Origin of the sequence: Pseudomonas sp. ABC1 (genome assembly GCF_013395055.1) — a bacterium.
Taxonomy (GTDB): domain Bacteria; phylum Pseudomonadota; class Gammaproteobacteria; order Pseudomonadales; family Pseudomonadaceae; genus Stutzerimonas.
This window is the reverse complement of the sequence record NZ_CP058349.1, coordinates 15231-32666: the sequence shown is the minus strand read 5'-3', so window position 1 is coordinate 32666 and position 17436 is coordinate 15231. Positions and strand designations below refer to the sequence as shown.

Sequence of the window (17436 nt, the reverse complement as noted above, 5' to 3'; positions counted from 1 at the left end):
CGGACTCAACGCGAGGGACTGCGTACCGCCTTGGGCGAACAGCCATAGAAGCGGCTGAAGGCGGCGCTGAAATTGGCCGGGTGCTCATAGCCGGCCTTGTAGGCCACGCTGGCCACCTGCTCGCCCGCCTCCAGCCAGGCCCTGGCCTTGCGCATACGGATTTCCGTGAGCACCCGGTGCGGGCTGTTGCCGAACAGCTCACGAAAGCCCTGCTTGAACTTGAACTCGTTCAAGCCCACCGCCGCACACAGGTAACCGATGGTCAGGGGCTGGGCGAACTGCTCCAGCATCAGCTCGTAGGCCTGCTGGATACGCGCCTCGTCGGCACACTGGCGACTCGTCCGGGTGGACACCTGCAGGAGTTGTCGCGACTGCTCGGCGAGCAGGCTGAGCGCGGCGATCTGCATGTCCAGCCGCGAGGCTGCGGGCGCTTCGTGCAGGCCCTGGAGGCTACGGGCCAGGCGCTGGATGCCGGCATCGTTCCTGGCGAACATCAGTTGGGCACAGGCCCTGTCGGTCTTCACCAGCGCGCCGAGGTCATAGCGCTGCAATGCGGCCTCGTCGACGCTGAGCCGTAGCTGGCGAACCCGCTCGTTACCCCGGTAGCGGCGCTCGCCACGGATGCTGCGAAAGACCGTGGCAGTGGTATGCCCGCCGACGAAATCGAAGCGGTATCCGTCCCGGCTTTCATAACCGGACGCCGCGCTCAGGCCGATGGTGATGGTCAGGACCGCATCGTCCTTGTCGATCACGCTTTCTTCCACCAGGTCGCGGCTGGGCAGGTAATCCGTATACGACAGCGCGATGCCCTGATCGACCTGGGCCCGGTCGATGAAGCAATCCCCCACCGCTCCCGGCAGCCGCTGGCGCAGCCAGCCCGGTCGACCTTCGACGGGCGCACACAGCACGTCGGTACTGCTCAAGCGATACGCCATGGAGCCTCCGCAACGGAATGAATACGAAATAATCCGGAATGAATACGCATTGAACGAAAACCGATCTCATCTGCGAATTACAGTAAACGCCAGCCCTGACAGGCGCAAGCGCACTGTCGAACACCCCGCAGATAAAGAGTCGACACCATGGACAATGCCCTCGCACATCCCCTCCGCCCTTATTGGAACCTGGCGGCGGCACCGATACAGGCCAAGGCCCTGGAACTGGCGCTTTCACTGGGCCTGTTCGAATGCCTGAGCGTTCCGCAGGACGTCGGAAGCCTCGCCTCGACACTGCGCATCGACCACGCCAACGCCCAGGTATTGCTCGACCTGCTGTGGAGCATGGGCCTGCTGGAGCGGCTGGCCGGCCAGCCGCTGACGCATTACCAGAACTCGCGGCTCGCCAAGCGCTTCTTCACCCAGGACTCACCCGAAAGCTGCGCCCAGGCCTGGTCGTACCGCGCCGGGCTGCTGCGCCGCTTCAGCGAGCAGATCGGCGACTATGTAAAAGCCGGCACCCCCGCCACCCCGCTGGCGGAAATGGCGTCCACCGCCGCCAACTGGGCGCAGGCCGCCCAGGTGCAGATCGGTCAGGAGCAACGGGTGATCAGCGTCCCCGCGCTGCTGGAGCGGCTGGACGGCATACCGGCGCCCGAGCGCTTCCTCGACCTGGGCGGCGGCCCGGGCTTCCTCGCCATCGCCCTGGCCGAGCGCTACCCGAAAAGCCGTGGTGTGGTCTTCGAATTGCCGGACACCGCCGCCGTGGCGCGCCAGAACATCGCCCAGGCCGGCCTCGAACAGCGTCTGGAGAGCATCGCCGGCAACCTGGACACCGACGCCATCGGCGAGGGCTACGACCTGATCTGCTGCTCCTCGGTGTTCCATTTCATCGACTCGCCCCTGGATGCCCTGCGCAAGGTGCATGCCGCCCTGCGCCCCGGCGGACTGCTGGTGTGCGTGCATGCCGAAATCCCCGAGGACGCGCCCGGCGCCTCGCATGTCCTGCCGTTCTACCTGCCGATGCTGCTGCGCGGCAAATACGTGCCGCGCCAGGGTGAGATGGCCAGCGCCCTGCGCACCTGCGGTTTCGAGGACATCCACTCGACCCAGAGCGCCAGCTTCCCGCTGGCGCCGGTCTGGGTCCATCGGGGGAGCCGCCCATGATGCGCCACTGGCCCACGCACCTGCTGATCGGCTGGCTCAACTTCGCCTGCGCAGCGCCCATCATCTATATCTACATCGGCCTGCCGCTGGTGATGCGCCAGCATGGCTGGAGCGGCACGGAAATCGGTCTGATGCAACTGGCCGGCCTGCCGGCGCTGCTCAAGTTCCTGCTCGGTACACCGGTGGACCGCTACCGTTTCGGCGCCCCCAGCTACCGCAACTGGACCCTGCTGCTCGGCCTCGGCTACGCGCTGGCCCTGCTGGCGTTCGCGACCCACGACCTGGCCGACAGCTCGCGCTGGACGATCTTCGCCCTGGCCCTGCTGACCAACCTGATGGGCGCCTGGACCGACATCCCGCTCAACGCGCTGGCGATCCAGAGCCTGCCGGAATCGGAACGGCTGCGCGCCGGAGCCATCCGCGCGACCGCCACCTCCCTCGGCGCTATCGCCGGTGGCGGCCTCATGCTGCTGTTGCAGACCAAGGCCGGCTGGAGCTGGCCCTTCGTTGCCCTGGCCGCCAGCCTGGCGCTCGGCCTGCTGCTGTTGCCACTGCTGCCCGCCCCAGCCAACACCACCACACCCAGCAGCAGTCGCAGTGACTGGCGCGCCTGCCGAAGCTATTTCGCACTGCCGGGAAACAAGGTCTGGAGCCTGTTGCTGCTGGTCTACGTTCCCGTCATCGGCGCGGCCTGGATCTACCTGAAACCCTTGCTGCTCGACCATGGCTTCCCGGTGGAACGCATCGCCATGCTCGTCGGCATCGGCGGCGGCCTGCTGGCCGCCATCGCCAGCCTGCTGGGCAACTGGCTGACACGCCGCTTCGGCGTCGCCCGCACCTTGCCGGCCTTCGCCGCCCTCGGCTTGCTGGCGCTCCTGCTGCTGGCCCTGGCCACGCAGGTGAAAAGCCTCCAGGCGCTGTTCGTCGTTGCCGCGCTGGCGACCGCCCTGGCGCTGGGTGCGACCTCCGGGCTGCTGTTCGGCCTGATGATGCGCCGCACCCGTCCCGGCCTGGACGCGCTGGACTACAGCATCCAGTCCAACCTGTTCCTGCTGTCGCGCACCCTGCTGCCGCTGGTCGCCGGGCTGTTGCTCGATCACCTCGGCTACCCCGGCCTGCTCACCGCGCTGGTCATCGCGATGGCGCTGGTGACGCTGCTGAGCCTGCGCTGGCGCCAGCGCCTGCACGCCTGAACACACCATAAGAAACCAACCACTGCCAACCCAACACACGGTCATCCCATGCACACAAGAACCAAGCCGACGCTCAGGCCGATCGCCTGTGCCCTCTCCCTGCTGCTCGCCTCCGGCCAGTTGAACGCAGCGGACGCGGCGAAGGACGCCGAAGAAGAACAACCCAAGCAGCCACTGGACCTGCGCCTGCCGGTCATCGAACTGGAAGACACCACGATCGAGGACGATCTGCTGATGTCGAAGGACGAGGTCGGCCACGACGATGTCTATCGCAAGGACGTCTCCAACGTGTATGCCGGCCGCAAGGAGCTGGAGCGCTACAAGGGCGCCTCGGTGTCCGACGTGTTCGCCGGCATGAACGGCGTCTACAGCGGCGACTCGCGCAACAGCGGCGCACTGGACCCGAACATCCGCGGCATCCAGGGCGAAGGACGGGTTCCGGTGACCGTGGATGGCACCGAGCAGGCCATTTCGGTGTGGCAGGGTTCGGGCGGCGTCTCCAACCGCAACTACATCGACCCCAACATGATCGGCAGCATCTCGGTCGAAAAAGGCCCCTCCGCAACCGACGGCATGAAGACCGGCGTCGGTGGCTCGGTGCAGATCAAGACGCTGGACGCCGAAGACATCGTCAAGCCCGGCGAAAGCCACGGTATCGAGATCAAGACCGAAACCGCGAGCAACGCAGTGGCCCCGGACGAATCGGGCACGCGCCTCTTCGGCACGGACTACCGCGACATCGAAGGCGCCTTCAACACCTATTACGGCAACGTGGGCTTTGCCCTGCCCAACGGCGGCCGGATAACCCCGCGCAAGGGCTCCGGTGGCAGCGACTTCAACTTCGAAGACAATGCGTTCCGCATCGCGGCGGCGACCCGCCAGGAAAACTTCGACCTGCTCGCCGCCTACAGCTACCGCAGCAAGGGCAACTACTACAGCGGCAAGGGCGGCAGCCAGCGCTACGAAACCGAGGACTGGCTGGACAAGGCCAGGGCCGAGGACAATGCCTCGGTGCCGGGCGCGGGCACGTCGTACGTCGCCCAGCTCTACCACCCCGGCTACGAGGTCACCAACACTTCCACCGACATCCGCACCACCCTGCTCAAGGGCACCTTCTACCTGCCCAACCAGCAGAGCCTGAAACTGTCCTACATGCACAGCGACATGGAGTTCGGCGAAAGCTCGCCCTTCGTCATCAGCTACACGACCTTCCGGGGCCTGGACGGCACCTTGAACGTCGGCCTGCAATCGCCGTTCTCCGAGGTCAAGCAGGACACCTATGGCCTGAACTACACCTGGAAACCCGATGACAACGCACTGATCGACCTGCAGGCAGGCATCTGGATGACCCGCCATGACTCCATCCGCCACCAGACCGGCGACTCGGTGTATGGCGTGGGGGCGAACGAATCGGCCCGGGACATCGCCTGGGACAACTACGTCACGTGCAAATACGACTACAACCCGGTCAACTGCGCCAACGTGCCCACTACCGCACCGGATCGCCTGGACAACTCCGATGGCCGCTACAACCTCATCGCCAAGGCGATGCAGTTGTCGAACCATGACCGCTGGGGCGTGAACCTGAGCAACCGCATGCTGCTCACCGACACCCTCAGCCTGACCCTGTCCGGCGACTTCAGCCATGAAAAGCTGGAAGAGCGCAACAACGCCGATGGCCTGATGGTCAACGAAATCATCTGGGCCGCCACCCACATGGGGCCGCGCAGCGGAACCCGGCAGCAATACAACTTCAGCTTCAATAACGAATGGATGGCCATGCCCTGGATGGTCATCAGCGCGGGCGCACGCTTCAGCGACTACAACTCGTTCGACGACGGCCTGGCCAAGCACCGCGAGAACAAGGAGAACAACTGGCAGGCCCTGCCCACGATTACCGGGCGCACGCTCAGCTACCGCCGCCTGATGACGGATGAAGAAGCGGCATCGCTGGAAGGCGACCTGCGCGACATGTACGCATCCTGGGGCTTCACCCCGGAAGAGGCGGAGCCCGAGATACAGGATGCGCTCGCCGGGTACAAGGTCGATGGCGTCTACTACACCTACAAGGAAAGCTTCGTCGTCCCCTACGATGGCTTCAAGATCGACCGCTCGGCCAACCAGTTCCTCAATGGCACCATCGACCTGAATGAAACGGTGGAAAACGCCCAGGGCACTACCGGCACGGTCAAACGCTATATTTCCCCCACCATTGACACCACCATCTACCGCAACCCCACCGAAGAAGAAAAATGGGCCAAGCCAAAGAAACGCCGTGACAATGCCTGGACCCCGATGTTCGGCGTGACCTTCATGCTGACCGACTACGCCAGGGTCTACGCCCGCTACAGCGAACTGGTGCGCTTCCCGACCCTCTACGAGGACACCCAGGCGGGCACCGCGTTCGGCCGCAGCACGGACAACACCATGGACCCCGAACACGCCTACAACTGGGAAGTCGGCTACGTCCACGACCTGCTCGGGTTCCTCCCAGACTGGCGCCACGCCGACGTGCGCATCAACTACTACGAAAACGAGATTCGCAACTACATCGACCGCGACAAGAGCTGGAGCATCGTCCAGTTCGACAAGAAGACCTACTCCGGCATCGAGTTGCAGGCGCGTGCCGACACCGGGCGTTACTTCAGCAACTTCGGCCTCAGCTACCGGCTGTCGCAGAAGCTCTGCGACAAGGACTATGCCGCGACGCTGGACCCGATCTACAACGCCGCGATCAGCAGTTGCGTGACCGGCGGCTTCCCCGCCACCTTCGCCCGCACCAGTCTGCAACCCAAGTTCTCGATCAACCTGGACACCGGCGTACGCCTGTTCAACGAGAAGCTCGAACTGGGCGGACGCATGGTTTATCACAGCAGCGCCGAGAACAAGGAAGAAGCCGACTGGATCCGCAACAGCCAACTCGCCGCCGACGCCTTCGGCCGGCCTTATCGCTGGCAGCCGATCTGGGTGTTCGACGCCTTCGCCAGCTACAAGGTCATGGCCAACCTGGACCTGGACTTCGGCATCAACAACATCACCAACCGCTACTACATCGACCCCCTGGCCCGCGCGATGCTGCCGGCACCGGGACGCACCATGAAGGCGGGGTTTACGCTGCGTTTCTGAGGACACGGCCGTTCAAGGTGTTTCGGGCAAGACGAACAATAACCCCTCGTCGCTCCCGCGCAGGCGGGAGCCCAGGTGCGCAATTTCAAGGACTGTGGGTCTTATCTCTGCAGTACCCCTCCAAAATGGCTGTGTCTGTCGGAAAAGCGCGTTGCTCATAAGCCCGTGCACCTGGGTTCCCGCCTGCGCGGGAACGACGAGTAGTGTTGTTCTCATGCTGTTCTTTTTCTCAGTGTCACCTCGGTATTTGCCGCGGGCCCGGCCAGCTCCTCGGAGCAACCTTCGTCGGCAGGGAGGCCGACGAAGAGCAGACCCTGATTCATATGGACGACGGGTTCATGCGTGTTGCGTAGAGGGGCTGGTCGGGCTCGCGCTACGCGGTCAGGAGAGCGAGCCCTCCCGGCCAGATATCCATTACCTTTGACCCCATTCATCGGACCGTTCACCATTGCGCCCCCGCTCGCATGAACGCGCCGCCATGTACAAGGTCATCCCCCTGCTCCCGCTGTTGCTTGCCTGCACGCTGGCCAATGCCCAGGAGACGCTGCTGCTGTCCCACTGGTGGGTCTCGCCTGGCGAGCGATCCGGCATTGCCGTCATGGAGCGCTATCTCGGCCAGCGCCAACTGTCGTGGCAGGAGCGGGCCATTCCCGGCAGCGGCACGGCGCGTTATGGCGACGTGCTGCGCCAGGCCATCGCCCGGGGCGAAATCCCCACCGCCTCGCAAGTGATCGGCCATGACATACAGGAATGGGCCGCACTGGGGCTGCTGCAGGACCTGACCCCCATCGCGGAAGAACAGGAGTGGGACGAGATCATTCCGGTCGGCATCCAGCAACTGTCGAAATACCGCGGCCGCTGGGTCGCCGCACCGATCAATGCCCATTCGACCAACTGGCTCTGGGTCAACGCCGAACTGCTGCAGCGGATCGGCGGTACCCAGCCGGACTCCTGGGAAGACCTGCTGGCACTGCTGGAAAAGGCCAAGGCCGCCGGGATCATCCCCCTGGCCATCGGTCGCGAGTCCTGGGAACACACGCTGCTGTTCGAGTCCGTGGCGGTCGGTACCGTCGGCGCCGAGTACTATCGCAAGGCCTTCATCGAAATACGTGCGCAGGATATCGACCCGGCCCGATTGCAGCAGGTCTTCCAGCGCATGAGCCTGCTGCGCGCCTACCTGGACCCAGGCTTCGAACAGCGCAACTGGAACCAGTCCACCGACCTGATGCGCCAGGGCAAGGCGCTGCTGCAAGTGCAAGGCACCTGGGTCGGCGGCGAGTTCACCCTGCAAGGGCTGCAACCAGGGCGCGACTACCAGTGCTTTCGCTTCCCCGATACCCAGGGCGTATTCCTCTTCAACAGCGACCAGTACATGCTGTTCAAAGATGGCCCCGGCACGCCAGAGCAGCGCCACGAGCTGCTCCGCATTCTGCTCGACCGTGACTTCCAGCGCGACGTCAACCTCGCCTCCGGCGCGGCGCCGGCCCGGGTCGATGTGCCGCGCGAGGCTTTCAACGCCTGCGGCCAGGGCGCGATCAACGACATGCGCCAGGCCAACCTGCGCCGGGCCATGCTCGGCTCCATCGCCATGGGCAACGCCAACCCGTCCTATGTGAAGACCGCCATCTATGACGTGGTCAGCCGCCACCTACGCGGCCAACTGGACGACGCCGAAGCGGCCCGCCTGCTCTACCAGGCACTGCTCGATTTCAACTCGCGCCCCCACTGAGAGCGCCAGGAGCCCGCATGCGTTTGTTCGCAGACCTGAAACTGTCCATCAAGATCGTGATGATGGTCAGCCTGCTCGGAGCCCTGGCGGCCTTCACCACCGGCTATTCGATGAACACCTTGCAGCAGGTCGACGCGCGCTACCGCTACCTGCTCAGCCACAACGGCCACAGCAGCCGCCTGGCCAGCGATGCGCTGCTCGACCTGAGCGACGCCAGCCGCCTGCTGTTCAGCGTCCTGACCGAAGAAGAAGAGCGGCAGATGCGCACCACCCAGCAGGCGATGCGCCAGATCGCCCGCGACTTCCAGGAGCGGCTGGAGGAAATCCGCCCGCTCATTCCCGAACAGCACGAGCGCCTGGAGGAAATCCAGCGCCAGCAACTGCGCGTGTTCGAACTGGCCGAGCGCATCATCGACGACGCCGCCCGCTGGCGCGGCGACCGCGCCCTGCTGATCATCAAGCAGGACTTCGAGCCGGCCCTGCAGCAGTTGCGCTACAACATGGACACGCTGCGCAACAGGGTCAACGACGACTATCTGCAAGCCGCCGAGAACCTGCGCCTCACCAGCCACCGCACGCAAGTGGCGACCCTGCTGGCGTTCGGCCTCGCGGTGCTGCTCAGCATCGCCCTCGCCAGCTACTTCTCGATGCGGCATATCTCCAGGCCGATCAACCGCCTGACCCGCACCATGGCGCGCCTGACCGCCCGCCACTACGACGACGAGATAACCGACACCGGTCGCAAGGACGAAGTCGGCCAGATGGCCCAGACGCTGCAGGTGTTCCGCGACACCATGCTGCGCGCCGACCGCCTGGAACAGGAAGCGGCGGCGGCAGCGGAAATCCGCCGTCTCTCGCAACAACTGGTCGACCTGGCCGACGCCATCCCCGGTGCCGTCTTTCAGTTGCAGATAGACCGCAACGGGGAAAAGACCTTCACCTTCGCCAGCAGCAAACTGGCACAGATGCTCGGCCCCTACGAGGGTGGGATCGGCCATGGTGTCCCGGCCGAGACACCGCTGTTCCCACACACCGAGGAATACCAGCGGGCCGCACGCAAGGCCTTCCGCCACAGCCTGCGGGACCTCACCCCGATCGACTTCGACATCCAGGTACAGCGCCCCGAGGGCGGTTTCTGGATCAAGACCCTGGCCACGGTGCAGCGCCAGGAGGATGGCCAGACGCTGTTCAACTGCATCCTGCTCGACGTCAGCGAGATGCACCGGCAGGCCGAGGCCCTGCAAGAGGCCAAGGAGCTGGCCGAACAGGCGGCACAGGCCAAGGCCAACTTCCTCGCCACCATGAGCCATGAAATCCGCACGCCGATGAACGCGATCCTCGGCCTCACCCGTGCCCTGTTGCGCAGCCCGCTGGAAGGCAAGCAGCGGGAGCGGCTGGAGCAGATCATCCACGCTGGTCGCCACCTGCAAGGCATCATCGACGACATCCTCGACTTCTCCCGCTCCGACAGCGGCCACCTGCAAGTGGAATATGTCGACTTCAGCCCCCAGCAATTGCTGGATGACCTGACCGACATGTTCGCCGAAGAGGTCGCCCGCAAGGGCCTGGAACTGACCTGCGAGATCGCCGAGGGCACGGCGCAACGGCTCAAGGGCGATCCGCTGCGCATCGGCCAGATACTGATCAACTTCACCAACAACGCGATCAAGTTCAGCGAGCGGGGCCAGATCCGGGTGCGCCTGGCCTATCAGATGGACGAAGACGGCCAGTGTTTCCTGCATGGCAGCGTGGAGGACCAGGGCATCGGCATCAGCCCGGAGCAGCGGGCGCAGCTCTTCCAGCCCTTCCACCAGGCCGACGCCTCCATCTCGCGGCGCTTCGGCGGAACGGGGCTGGGCCTGTCCATTTCGCGCAACCTGGCGAACCTGATGGCCGGCGATGTCGGTGTCGAGAGCGAGGTTGGCACTGGCAGCCGCTTCTGGTTCCGAGTGCGGGTCGAGCCGGCCGGCAGCGAGGCACCGGCGCTCCCCGTGGAATCCGTCGCCCCGCCCCGCCACTACACCGGCCTGCGCCTACTGCTGGTGGACGACAACGCACTGAACCGCCAGGTGGCCAGCGAGCTGCTGCAAGAGGCGGGTTTCACGGTCGACTGTGCCGACGATGGCGAGCAGGCCATCGCCATCCTGCAAGCGGCCGATGATGGCACCTATGCCCTGGTCCTGATGGACATGATGATGCCGCTGCTCGATGGCCTGAGCGCCACCCGCCAGCTGCGACAGAACCCGCGCTTCGATGGGCTGCCGATCATCGCCCTGAGCGCCAATGCCCAGGTGCAGGACCGCGAGCGCTGCCAGCAGGCCGGCATGCAGGGGCATATCGCCAAACCCATCGACGAGCGCCAGCTCTGGGCCGTGCTGGACACCTGCCTGGGCTACGTGGACACGCCCTTGCCTGCACCGGCGCCACGCAACGGCATGCTGGCGCAACTGCATGCGAGCATGCCGCCCGAGCGTTTCTCGGCGCTCTTGCAGATGCTCGCCAGCGATTGCCGGCAACGTGCCGAGCGTATCCTGGCCCTGGCTCGCCAAGGCACCCTGGCGGAACTGGAACAGGAAGCTCACGATATGCTCAGCACCGCGGGCTCGGCGGGGCTATCATCGCTGGTAGAACTGGCCGAGCGGCTCAGGCAGGCGGTAAAACGTAGCGACCTGCCCGCCTGCCTCGACCTGGCGCAGCAGATCTCCAGCGAAACTTCCACGGCCCTGGCGCATTTGCAGCAGCATTTCGCTCCAGCCTCCAGTACGACGGATAGATGACTCAGGATGAACCAGAGCTTGCAGCGACGCAGCGCTGAACCCAACGAAAACCTGCCGGCGGTACTGATCGTCGACGACCAGCCGCTCAATATCGCGTTCACCGGGGGCGCCCTGGAAGGCATCTGCCGTCCCCTCGGTGCAACGGACGGCAAAGAAGCCTTGCAACTGGCCCGCCAGCACCAGCCGGACCTTATCCTGCTGGACATCCGCATGCGCGGCATGGACGGTTTCGAGACCTGCCGGCGGCTCAAGAGCGACCCGCAGACCCGGGGGATTCCGGTCATTTTCCTGACCGCCCTCAAGGACGAGGAAAACGAAGAGCAGGGCTTGCAGGCCGGTGCCATCGACTACATCAGCAAACCCTTCAGCACGCCGCTGCTGCGCGCGCGGGTGCGCAACCACCTGCAACTCTATCGCCAGCAGCGCCAACTGGAGCGGCTGGCGCAACTGGATGGCCTGACCGGCATCGCCAACCGGCGCACCTTCGATGAACTGCTGCGCACCTGCTGGGCGCACCAGGCGGGGCAGAATCCGCTGGCGCTGCTGATGATCGATGTCGATGCCTTCAAGCGCTACAACGATTCCCTCGGGCACCAGTGTGGCGATGACGCCCTGCACCGGGTCGCCCTCTGCATCGAAGCCTCGTTGCAGCGCCACGAAGACCTCGCGGCCCGCTATGGCGGCGAAGAATTCGCCTGCATCCTGCCCAACACCGGCCTGGAAGGCGCCGCTCACCTGGCGCAGACCATCCACGATGCGGTCGCCGCGCTGCGTATCCTCCACCCCAGCTCGCCGACCTCGCCCTTTCTCACCCTGAGCATCGGTGGCGCGGCCCTCGTACCGGGCCTTGGCGAATCGCCGCTGGTGCTGCTGGAAAAGGCCGACGCCAACCTCTACCAGGCCAAGCAGAATGGCCGTTCGCAGACCGTCCTAAGCTGACCCGAGGCACTCGTGGTTCCGTACTGGCAAGCGCTCCAGCACGGTCAGCAAGTCATCGGTCTGCACCGGCTTGAGCAGACAGGCATCGAAGCACAGCGAATCGGGCACCTGCTCCGGGCGGCGCGGCGGTGAGGCCGAGTACAGCACCACCGGCAACCCCGGCCAGCGCTGACGCACCTGCGCCAGCAACGCCCAGCCGTCCATGTCGGGCATCAGTTGGTCAAGGATGAGGATATCCACCGGCCTTTCCTGCAACAGCCGCAGCGCTTCGTCGCCACTGCCACACGCCTCGGCGTCATAGCCATAGCCGGCCAGCAGTTCGTAGAGCATTTCCCGCGTGATGGCGATGTCGTCGACGATCAGCACGCGCTGGCCCTGGCCGTCACGCTGCGGCGAATAGCTTTCGATGAAGACCTGATCCAGCTCCTGCTCGCGTGCCAGTTCCACCTTCAACTCGAAACTGAAACGGCTGCCCTGCCCCGGCACCGACTCCACCTTCAAGCGACTGCCCATCAGGCCGAGCATCTGCTGCACGATGTACAGGCCCAACCCGACACCCGGCCTGTCGGCGACATTGCTGCCACGGCTGAACGGCTCCTGCAGACGCTCCAGGTCCTTCGCCGCGATGCCGATGCCGGTGTCCTGCACGCAGAAGCGCAGCGTCACCTGCCCGTCGTGGACATCGGGCAATCGCTCGATGCGCAGGTGAATCTCGCCGTCGTGGGTGAACTTGGCGGCATTGGCCAGGAGGTTGACCAGGGTCTGGCGCAGCCGGCGGAAATCCGCATTCACCAGCAACGGCAAGTCATCGTCGAAATGGCAGATCAGGCGGTTGCCATGGCGCTCGGCCAGGTAACGCCCCTGCTCCCGGGTTTCCTTGAGGAAGCCGAACAGATACCCCGGCGCGGCCAGCAGTTCGAGCTGCCAGACATCGTTGCGGGCGTATTCGAGCAGTTCGTCGATCAGTTCCAGCTGGAAGTTGACGCTGCGCTCGATGCTCCGCGCATAACCCTCACAGAACTTTGGCTGGGCCGGCAGCGTGCGGGCCTGGTCGAGCATGCCCAGCAGCGGGGTGCGCAGATCATGCCCAATGCGGGCCATCAGCAACTGCTGGTTGCGCAAGGCCTCCCCCAATTGCGCGGTACGCTCGGCGATGCTGTGCTCCAGGCGCTCCTGCTCGGCCTGCTTGAGTTGTTCGATGTCGGCCAGGGCCTGCTTCTCGCGGCGACGCCCGAAGGCGACCTGGCTGACCAGCGTATAAAGCAGCAACACAGCACCCGGCAGGGTCGAGAAGCTATGGAAGGAATACTCGAACGGCGGGAACGTCGACCAACCCTGACGGTGGACGAACACCAACAGGAATTGCAGCGTCAACAGGCTGGGTAGCAGGTAGCAGAACCAGTCGTACCCCAGCCGCATGCGAAAGCCGATAAAGACCGCGATCCACAGCACCAGATAGACGACAACCGCCACACCAAGGCGAACATGCGCCAACGCCTCGTTCTCGGCCCACGCCGGGAACAGCATGAGCCCCACGCCGCAGACCAGGAAGCCGATCTGGCAGAGCGTCATGCCGATGCCCACCAGGCGTGGCTGACGCCGCACCTGCAACAACACGCGCAGGTAGGCGAACACCAGCACGCTGCACAGGCAATTGGCGATCAGTACCCATGCCAGGTCCAGGCGCGGTGAATCCGGCCACAGGTGGACGAGGCCATAACCGTTGGCCAGCGCGACATACAGGCAATAGGCGAGTACCGCCATGGAGTGGGCGATCAACAGCCGCAGGCGGAAGATGCGCCCCAGCGCCAGGCTGAACAGGACCAGCAACGAGACCATGCCGAACACCACGCCGTCGGCCAGGCTCTCGGCCATGCGCTTGAGCAGCAGCCCTTCGTGCGAGACCAGCTCCGGCAACACGAACGTGGGCAGAGTACTGTCCACCCTCATCAACAGCAGGGAACGCTCACCCGGCTCCAGCAGCACCGGGAAGGCTGGCAGACGCACTTGTTCTGACCACTCGCGCAGCGGATAGCTGGCACCGCCGACCGAGCGAATCCAGAGGCCGGCGCGTTGCTGATAGAACTGCACGTCACGGTTGTTGCTGGAGCCCGAGAGCACGAAGGCCTGGCAGAAATGGCCACTGCGGTTCTCCACCTCGAGGCGCAACCAGAGCGCCGGCTTGCCAGCGCCACGCACCAGCGTGGCGGGTTCCAGGGTTTGCCAGTGCGACATGGGCAGGTCCACGACCTGCTCCACCGTCAGCGGCTGCGCGCCTTCGTCGTAGCCGCTGGCAAGCGCACGCAGCGCAATGCCACCCTCGGCGCAGTCGTTCAAGACCAGAGGCGCGGCCCGAAGCAGGCCAGGCAGCATGCCAAGCAACATGAGGCAGGACAGCAAGACTCTGATCACATGGCCTCCAGGCCGGGCACGACAAAAACGATAGAAGCAGAATCGGCCTCCAGCGCCAATTCTTTAGCCTCAATGCCAAAATTCCGGCATAAATATATTTGAAAGACGTAAAAATGCCTAATAACAAAGACATAGGCAGGCCGTTACGTGTAAATCCCCTCCCGCAACAGGGCACTCAGACCTTCGCCAGCCCGTGCGCAGACCATCCGGCACCGCGATGGAACCGCGCCCGACGCCCCGCTGCCTTACCTTGCAGAGTCCACTGGAGAAGCAACCATGACACGCACGGAAACCGACAGCCTGGGGCCAGTGGAAGTCCCCGACGCGAACTACTGGGGCGCACAGACACAGCGCTCCCTGATCAACTTCGCCATCGGCGAACAGAGCATGCCTCTGGCCGTGATCAAGGCGCTGGCACTGGTCAAGAAAGCAGCGGCCCGTATCAATGGCCGCATCGGCGATCTGCCGGCGGATGTCTCCCGCCTGATCGAACAGGCGGCGGACGAAGTGCTGCATGGCCAGCATGACGACCAGTTCCCCCTGCGCGTCTGGCAGACCGGCAGTGGCACCCAGAGCAACATGAACGTCAACGAAGTGATCGCCGGCCGCGCCAACGAACTGGCCGGCGGGCAACGCGGCGGCAAGAGCCCGGTCCACCCCAACGACCATGTCAATCGCGCGCAAAGCTCCAACGACTGTTTCCCCACCGCCATGCACATCGCGACCGCCCTGGCCGTGCAACAGCGGCTGCTGCCGGCCATCGTCGCCCTCAAGGCCGGGCTGGCCGAGCAGTCGGCCCGCCACGACCGCCTGATCAAGACCGGCCGCACTCACCTGATGGATGCCACCCCCATCACCTTCGGCCAGGAACTGTCGGCATTCGTCACCCAATTGCAGATTGCCGAGCAAGCCATCCGCAACGCCTTGCCAGGCGTCTACGAGCTGGCGCAGGGCGGTACGGCCGTTGGGACCGGCCTGAATGCGCCCCCGGGTTTCGGCGAAGCCATCGCGGCAGAAATCGCCGCACTCACGGGCTTGCCCTTCGTCTCTGCACCCAACAAGTTCGCGGCGCTTGCCGGGCACGAACCGCTGGTAAGCCTTTCCGGCGCACTGAAAACCCTGGCCGTGGCACTTATGAAGCTGGCCAACGATTTGCGGCTGCTTGGCTCCGGCCCTCGCGCCGGGTTGGCGGAGGTTCGTCTGCCAGCCAATGAACCCGGCAGCTCGATCATGCCGGGCAAGGTCAACCCGACCCAGTGCGAAGCGCTGTCGATGCTCGCCTGCCAGGTCATGGGCAACGATGCCACCATCGGCTTCGCCGCCAGTCTGGGGCAGTTGCAGCTCAACGTGTTCAAGCCGGTGATCATCCACAACCTGCTGGAGTCGATCCAGTTGCTGGCCGACGGCTGCCACAACTTCAACGAACACTGCATCGCCGGCCTGCAACCCGATACCGAACGCATGGCCGCCCACCTGGAACAGGGGCTGATGCTGGTCACGGCGCTCAATCCGCATATCGGCTACGACAAGGCGGCACAGATCGCCAAGCAGGCCTACGAACAGGGCCTCACCCTGCGGGAAGCCGCCCGCCAGTCGGGCTACGTGAGCGATGAAGAATTCGACCTGTGGGTGCGTGCGCAGGACATGCTGTAACGCTGACAACGCGAAGGGCCATGCCTGCACATGGCCCTTCGCCGTTTCACTTCAACCCTTCAGTGCATTGGCCACCGAGACTGCCAGCGGCGTGGTCGGGCGACCGATCAAGGCCGACAGTTGCCGGCTGTCATCGAACAACCCGCCCTTCGAGGCACCGACATCCGACTCGGCCAGCAAGGCGGCCAGCCCGGCAGGCAGGCCGATCTGTTCGAGCGCGGTGCGGTAATCCACTTCCGGCAAGTTGCGATAGGGAATCTCACGACCGCTCTGACGGGAAATCTCCGCAGCCAGGTCGGCCAGGGTCCAGGCCTGGTCGCCAGCCAGCTCGTAGGTCTTGCCGGCGTGCCCCTGGCTCGTCAGTACCGCAACGGCGGCCTCGGCGTAATCCTCGCGGGTGGCCGAGGCGATACGGCCTTCGCCAGCGCTGCCGATGACACTGCCGCTCGCCAGCGCACCAGGAACCGAACCGGTGTAGTTCTCGGTGTACCAGCCGTTGCGCAGCAGGGTGAATGCGATGCCGCTGTCACGCAGCAGTGCTTCGGTCTGGCGGTGTTCGATGCCCAGGCTCAGCGGGCTGCTGTCCGCATGCAGCAGGCTGGTGTAGACGATGTGCCCGACCCCGGCCTTTTTCGCGGCCTGGATCACGTTTTCATGCTGGGTGGCACGCTGCCCGACTTCACTCGACGAGATCAGCAGCAGGGTCGCGACACCCTGCAAGGCGGTTTCCAGCGTCTCGGGCCGGCCGTAATCGGCCTGCCGCGCATTGACCCCGAGGTCTTGCGCCTTCTCCGGGCTGCGCACCAGCGCGACGATTTCGCTGGCGGCGACCTTTTCCTTGAGTTTCCCGATAACGATACGGCCCAGTTGGCCGGTGGCTCCGGTGACGGCGATAGTCATGGTCTGTTTCCTCGAAGTGGGTTTGGTATCTGAAGACGACCCGAATATATAATCCACAATTACTTTTAGTAAGTACGCACAAAAAGGTAAGTTTGGATGAACACACCCGACACGAAGCAGAACCTCGATACCGACACCCCGCAGACCCTCTCCGAGAAACTCGGACGCGGCGACCTGATGGCCGCCGCCTGCCCTTCCCGCGACGTGCTCAAGCACCTCACCAGCCGCTGGGGCGTGCTGATCCTGATCACCCTGCTGACCGGCACACAGCGCTTCAGCGACCTGCGCCGCAGGATCGGCGGCGTCAGCGAGCGCATGCTGGCCCAGACCCTGCAATGGCTGGAGCACGACGGCATGGTCGAACGCAAAGCCTACAAGGTGGTGCCACCCCACGTGGAGTACAGCCTGACGCCCCTCGGCCGCCAGGCAGCGGAACGCGTAAGAGAACTGGCGGACTGGATAGAACTCAACCTGCCCGCCATCCTGCAGCACCCGCAGCGATTGACGGAGTCGCCTGCGGACGAGGAAACAGGGTTCTGAGCGGGTCAATATACTCAACAGAATCTGGCCTGACAGTCACGACCACGACTCTGGTAACGATCAAA

11 protein-coding genes are annotated in these 17436 nt (G+C 64.7%); 8 read left to right on the top strand and 3 right to left on the bottom strand.

Features of this window, described 5'->3' with window-relative positions:
- Positions 1 to 5: 5 nt before the first annotated feature.
- Positions 6 to 935, bottom strand: coding sequence for an AraC family transcriptional regulator (locus tag HW090_RS00120; RefSeq protein ID WP_179111569.1), 930 nt, complete (start codon positions 933 to 935; stop codon positions 6 to 8).
- A 147-nt stretch (positions 936 to 1082) separates the two neighbouring features.
- Between HW090_RS00120 and HW090_RS00115 the strand changes: the two genes are divergently transcribed.
- The 6 genes from HW090_RS00115 (at position 1083) to HW090_RS00090 (ending at position 11866) form a co-directional block, all read left to right on the top strand.
- Positions 1083 to 2102 carry a class I SAM-dependent methyltransferase gene (locus HW090_RS00115; protein ID WP_179111568.1) on the top strand — a complete coding sequence of 340 codons (1020 nt, stop codon included), beginning with the start codon at positions 1083 to 1085 and terminating at the stop codon, positions 2100 to 2102.
- Positions 2099 to 3295 (top strand): MFS transporter, encoded by a 1197-nt coding sequence (locus HW090_RS00110; protein ID WP_179111567.1) that lies wholly within the window; start codon positions 2099 to 2101, stop codon positions 3293 to 3295. The genes HW090_RS00115 and HW090_RS00110 overlap by 4 nt, the downstream gene beginning before the upstream one ends.
- Before the next feature lie 48 nt (positions 3296 to 3343).
- Positions 3344 to 6421: a TonB-dependent receptor domain-containing protein gene (locus tag HW090_RS00105; protein WP_179111566.1), complete on the top strand. Its 3078-nt coding sequence runs from the start codon at positions 3344 to 3346 to the stop codon at positions 6419 to 6421.
- A gap of 478 nt (positions 6422 to 6899) precedes the next feature.
- Positions 6900 to 8150: an ABC transporter substrate-binding protein gene (locus tag HW090_RS00100; protein ID WP_179111565.1), complete on the top strand. Its 1251-nt coding sequence runs from the start codon at positions 6900 to 6902 to the stop codon at positions 8148 to 8150.
- A 17-nt stretch (positions 8151 to 8167) separates the two neighbouring features.
- A complete protein-coding gene (locus HW090_RS00095) occupies positions 8168 to 10927 on the top strand; it encodes an ATP-binding protein (RefSeq protein WP_179111564.1) in 2760 nt (919 codons plus the stop codon).
- A gap of 6 nt (positions 10928 to 10933) precedes the next feature.
- Positions 10934 to 11866: a diguanylate cyclase domain-containing protein gene (locus HW090_RS00090; RefSeq protein WP_179111563.1), complete on the top strand. Its 933-nt coding sequence runs from the start codon at positions 10934 to 10936 to the stop codon at positions 11864 to 11866.
- Here HW090_RS00090 and HW090_RS00085 read toward each other — a convergent pair.
- Positions 11858 to 14278 (bottom strand): ATP-binding protein, encoded by a 2421-nt coding sequence (locus tag HW090_RS00085; RefSeq protein ID WP_179111562.1) that lies wholly within the window; start codon positions 14276 to 14278, stop codon positions 11858 to 11860. The genes HW090_RS00090 and HW090_RS00085 overlap by 9 nt on opposite strands.
- 276 nt (positions 14279 to 14554) lie before the next feature.
- On the opposite strand from HW090_RS00085, the gene HW090_RS00080 reads away from it, so the two are divergent.
- Positions 14555 to 15931, top strand: a complete 1377-nt coding sequence (locus HW090_RS00080) for a class II fumarate hydratase (RefSeq protein ID WP_179111561.1) — start codon at positions 14555 to 14557, stop codon at positions 15929 to 15931.
- A 51-nt stretch (positions 15932 to 15982) separates the two neighbouring features.
- On the opposite strand, the gene HW090_RS00075 is transcribed toward HW090_RS00080, so the two are convergent.
- Positions 15983 to 16831 carry an SDR family oxidoreductase gene (locus tag HW090_RS00075; RefSeq protein WP_179111560.1) on the bottom strand — a complete coding sequence of 283 codons (849 nt, stop codon included), beginning with the start codon at positions 16829 to 16831 and terminating at the stop codon, positions 15983 to 15985.
- Between the two features lie 96 nt (positions 16832 to 16927).
- Here HW090_RS00075 and HW090_RS00070 point away from each other — a divergent pair, with 96 nt between their 5' ends.
- The gene (locus HW090_RS00070; RefSeq protein ID WP_179111559.1) at positions 16928 to 17371 is read left to right on the top strand and encodes a helix-turn-helix domain-containing protein; all 444 of its coding nucleotides are present in this window, start codon (positions 16928 to 16930) and stop codon (positions 17369 to 17371) included.
- Positions 17372 to 17436: the final 65 nt, after the last annotated feature.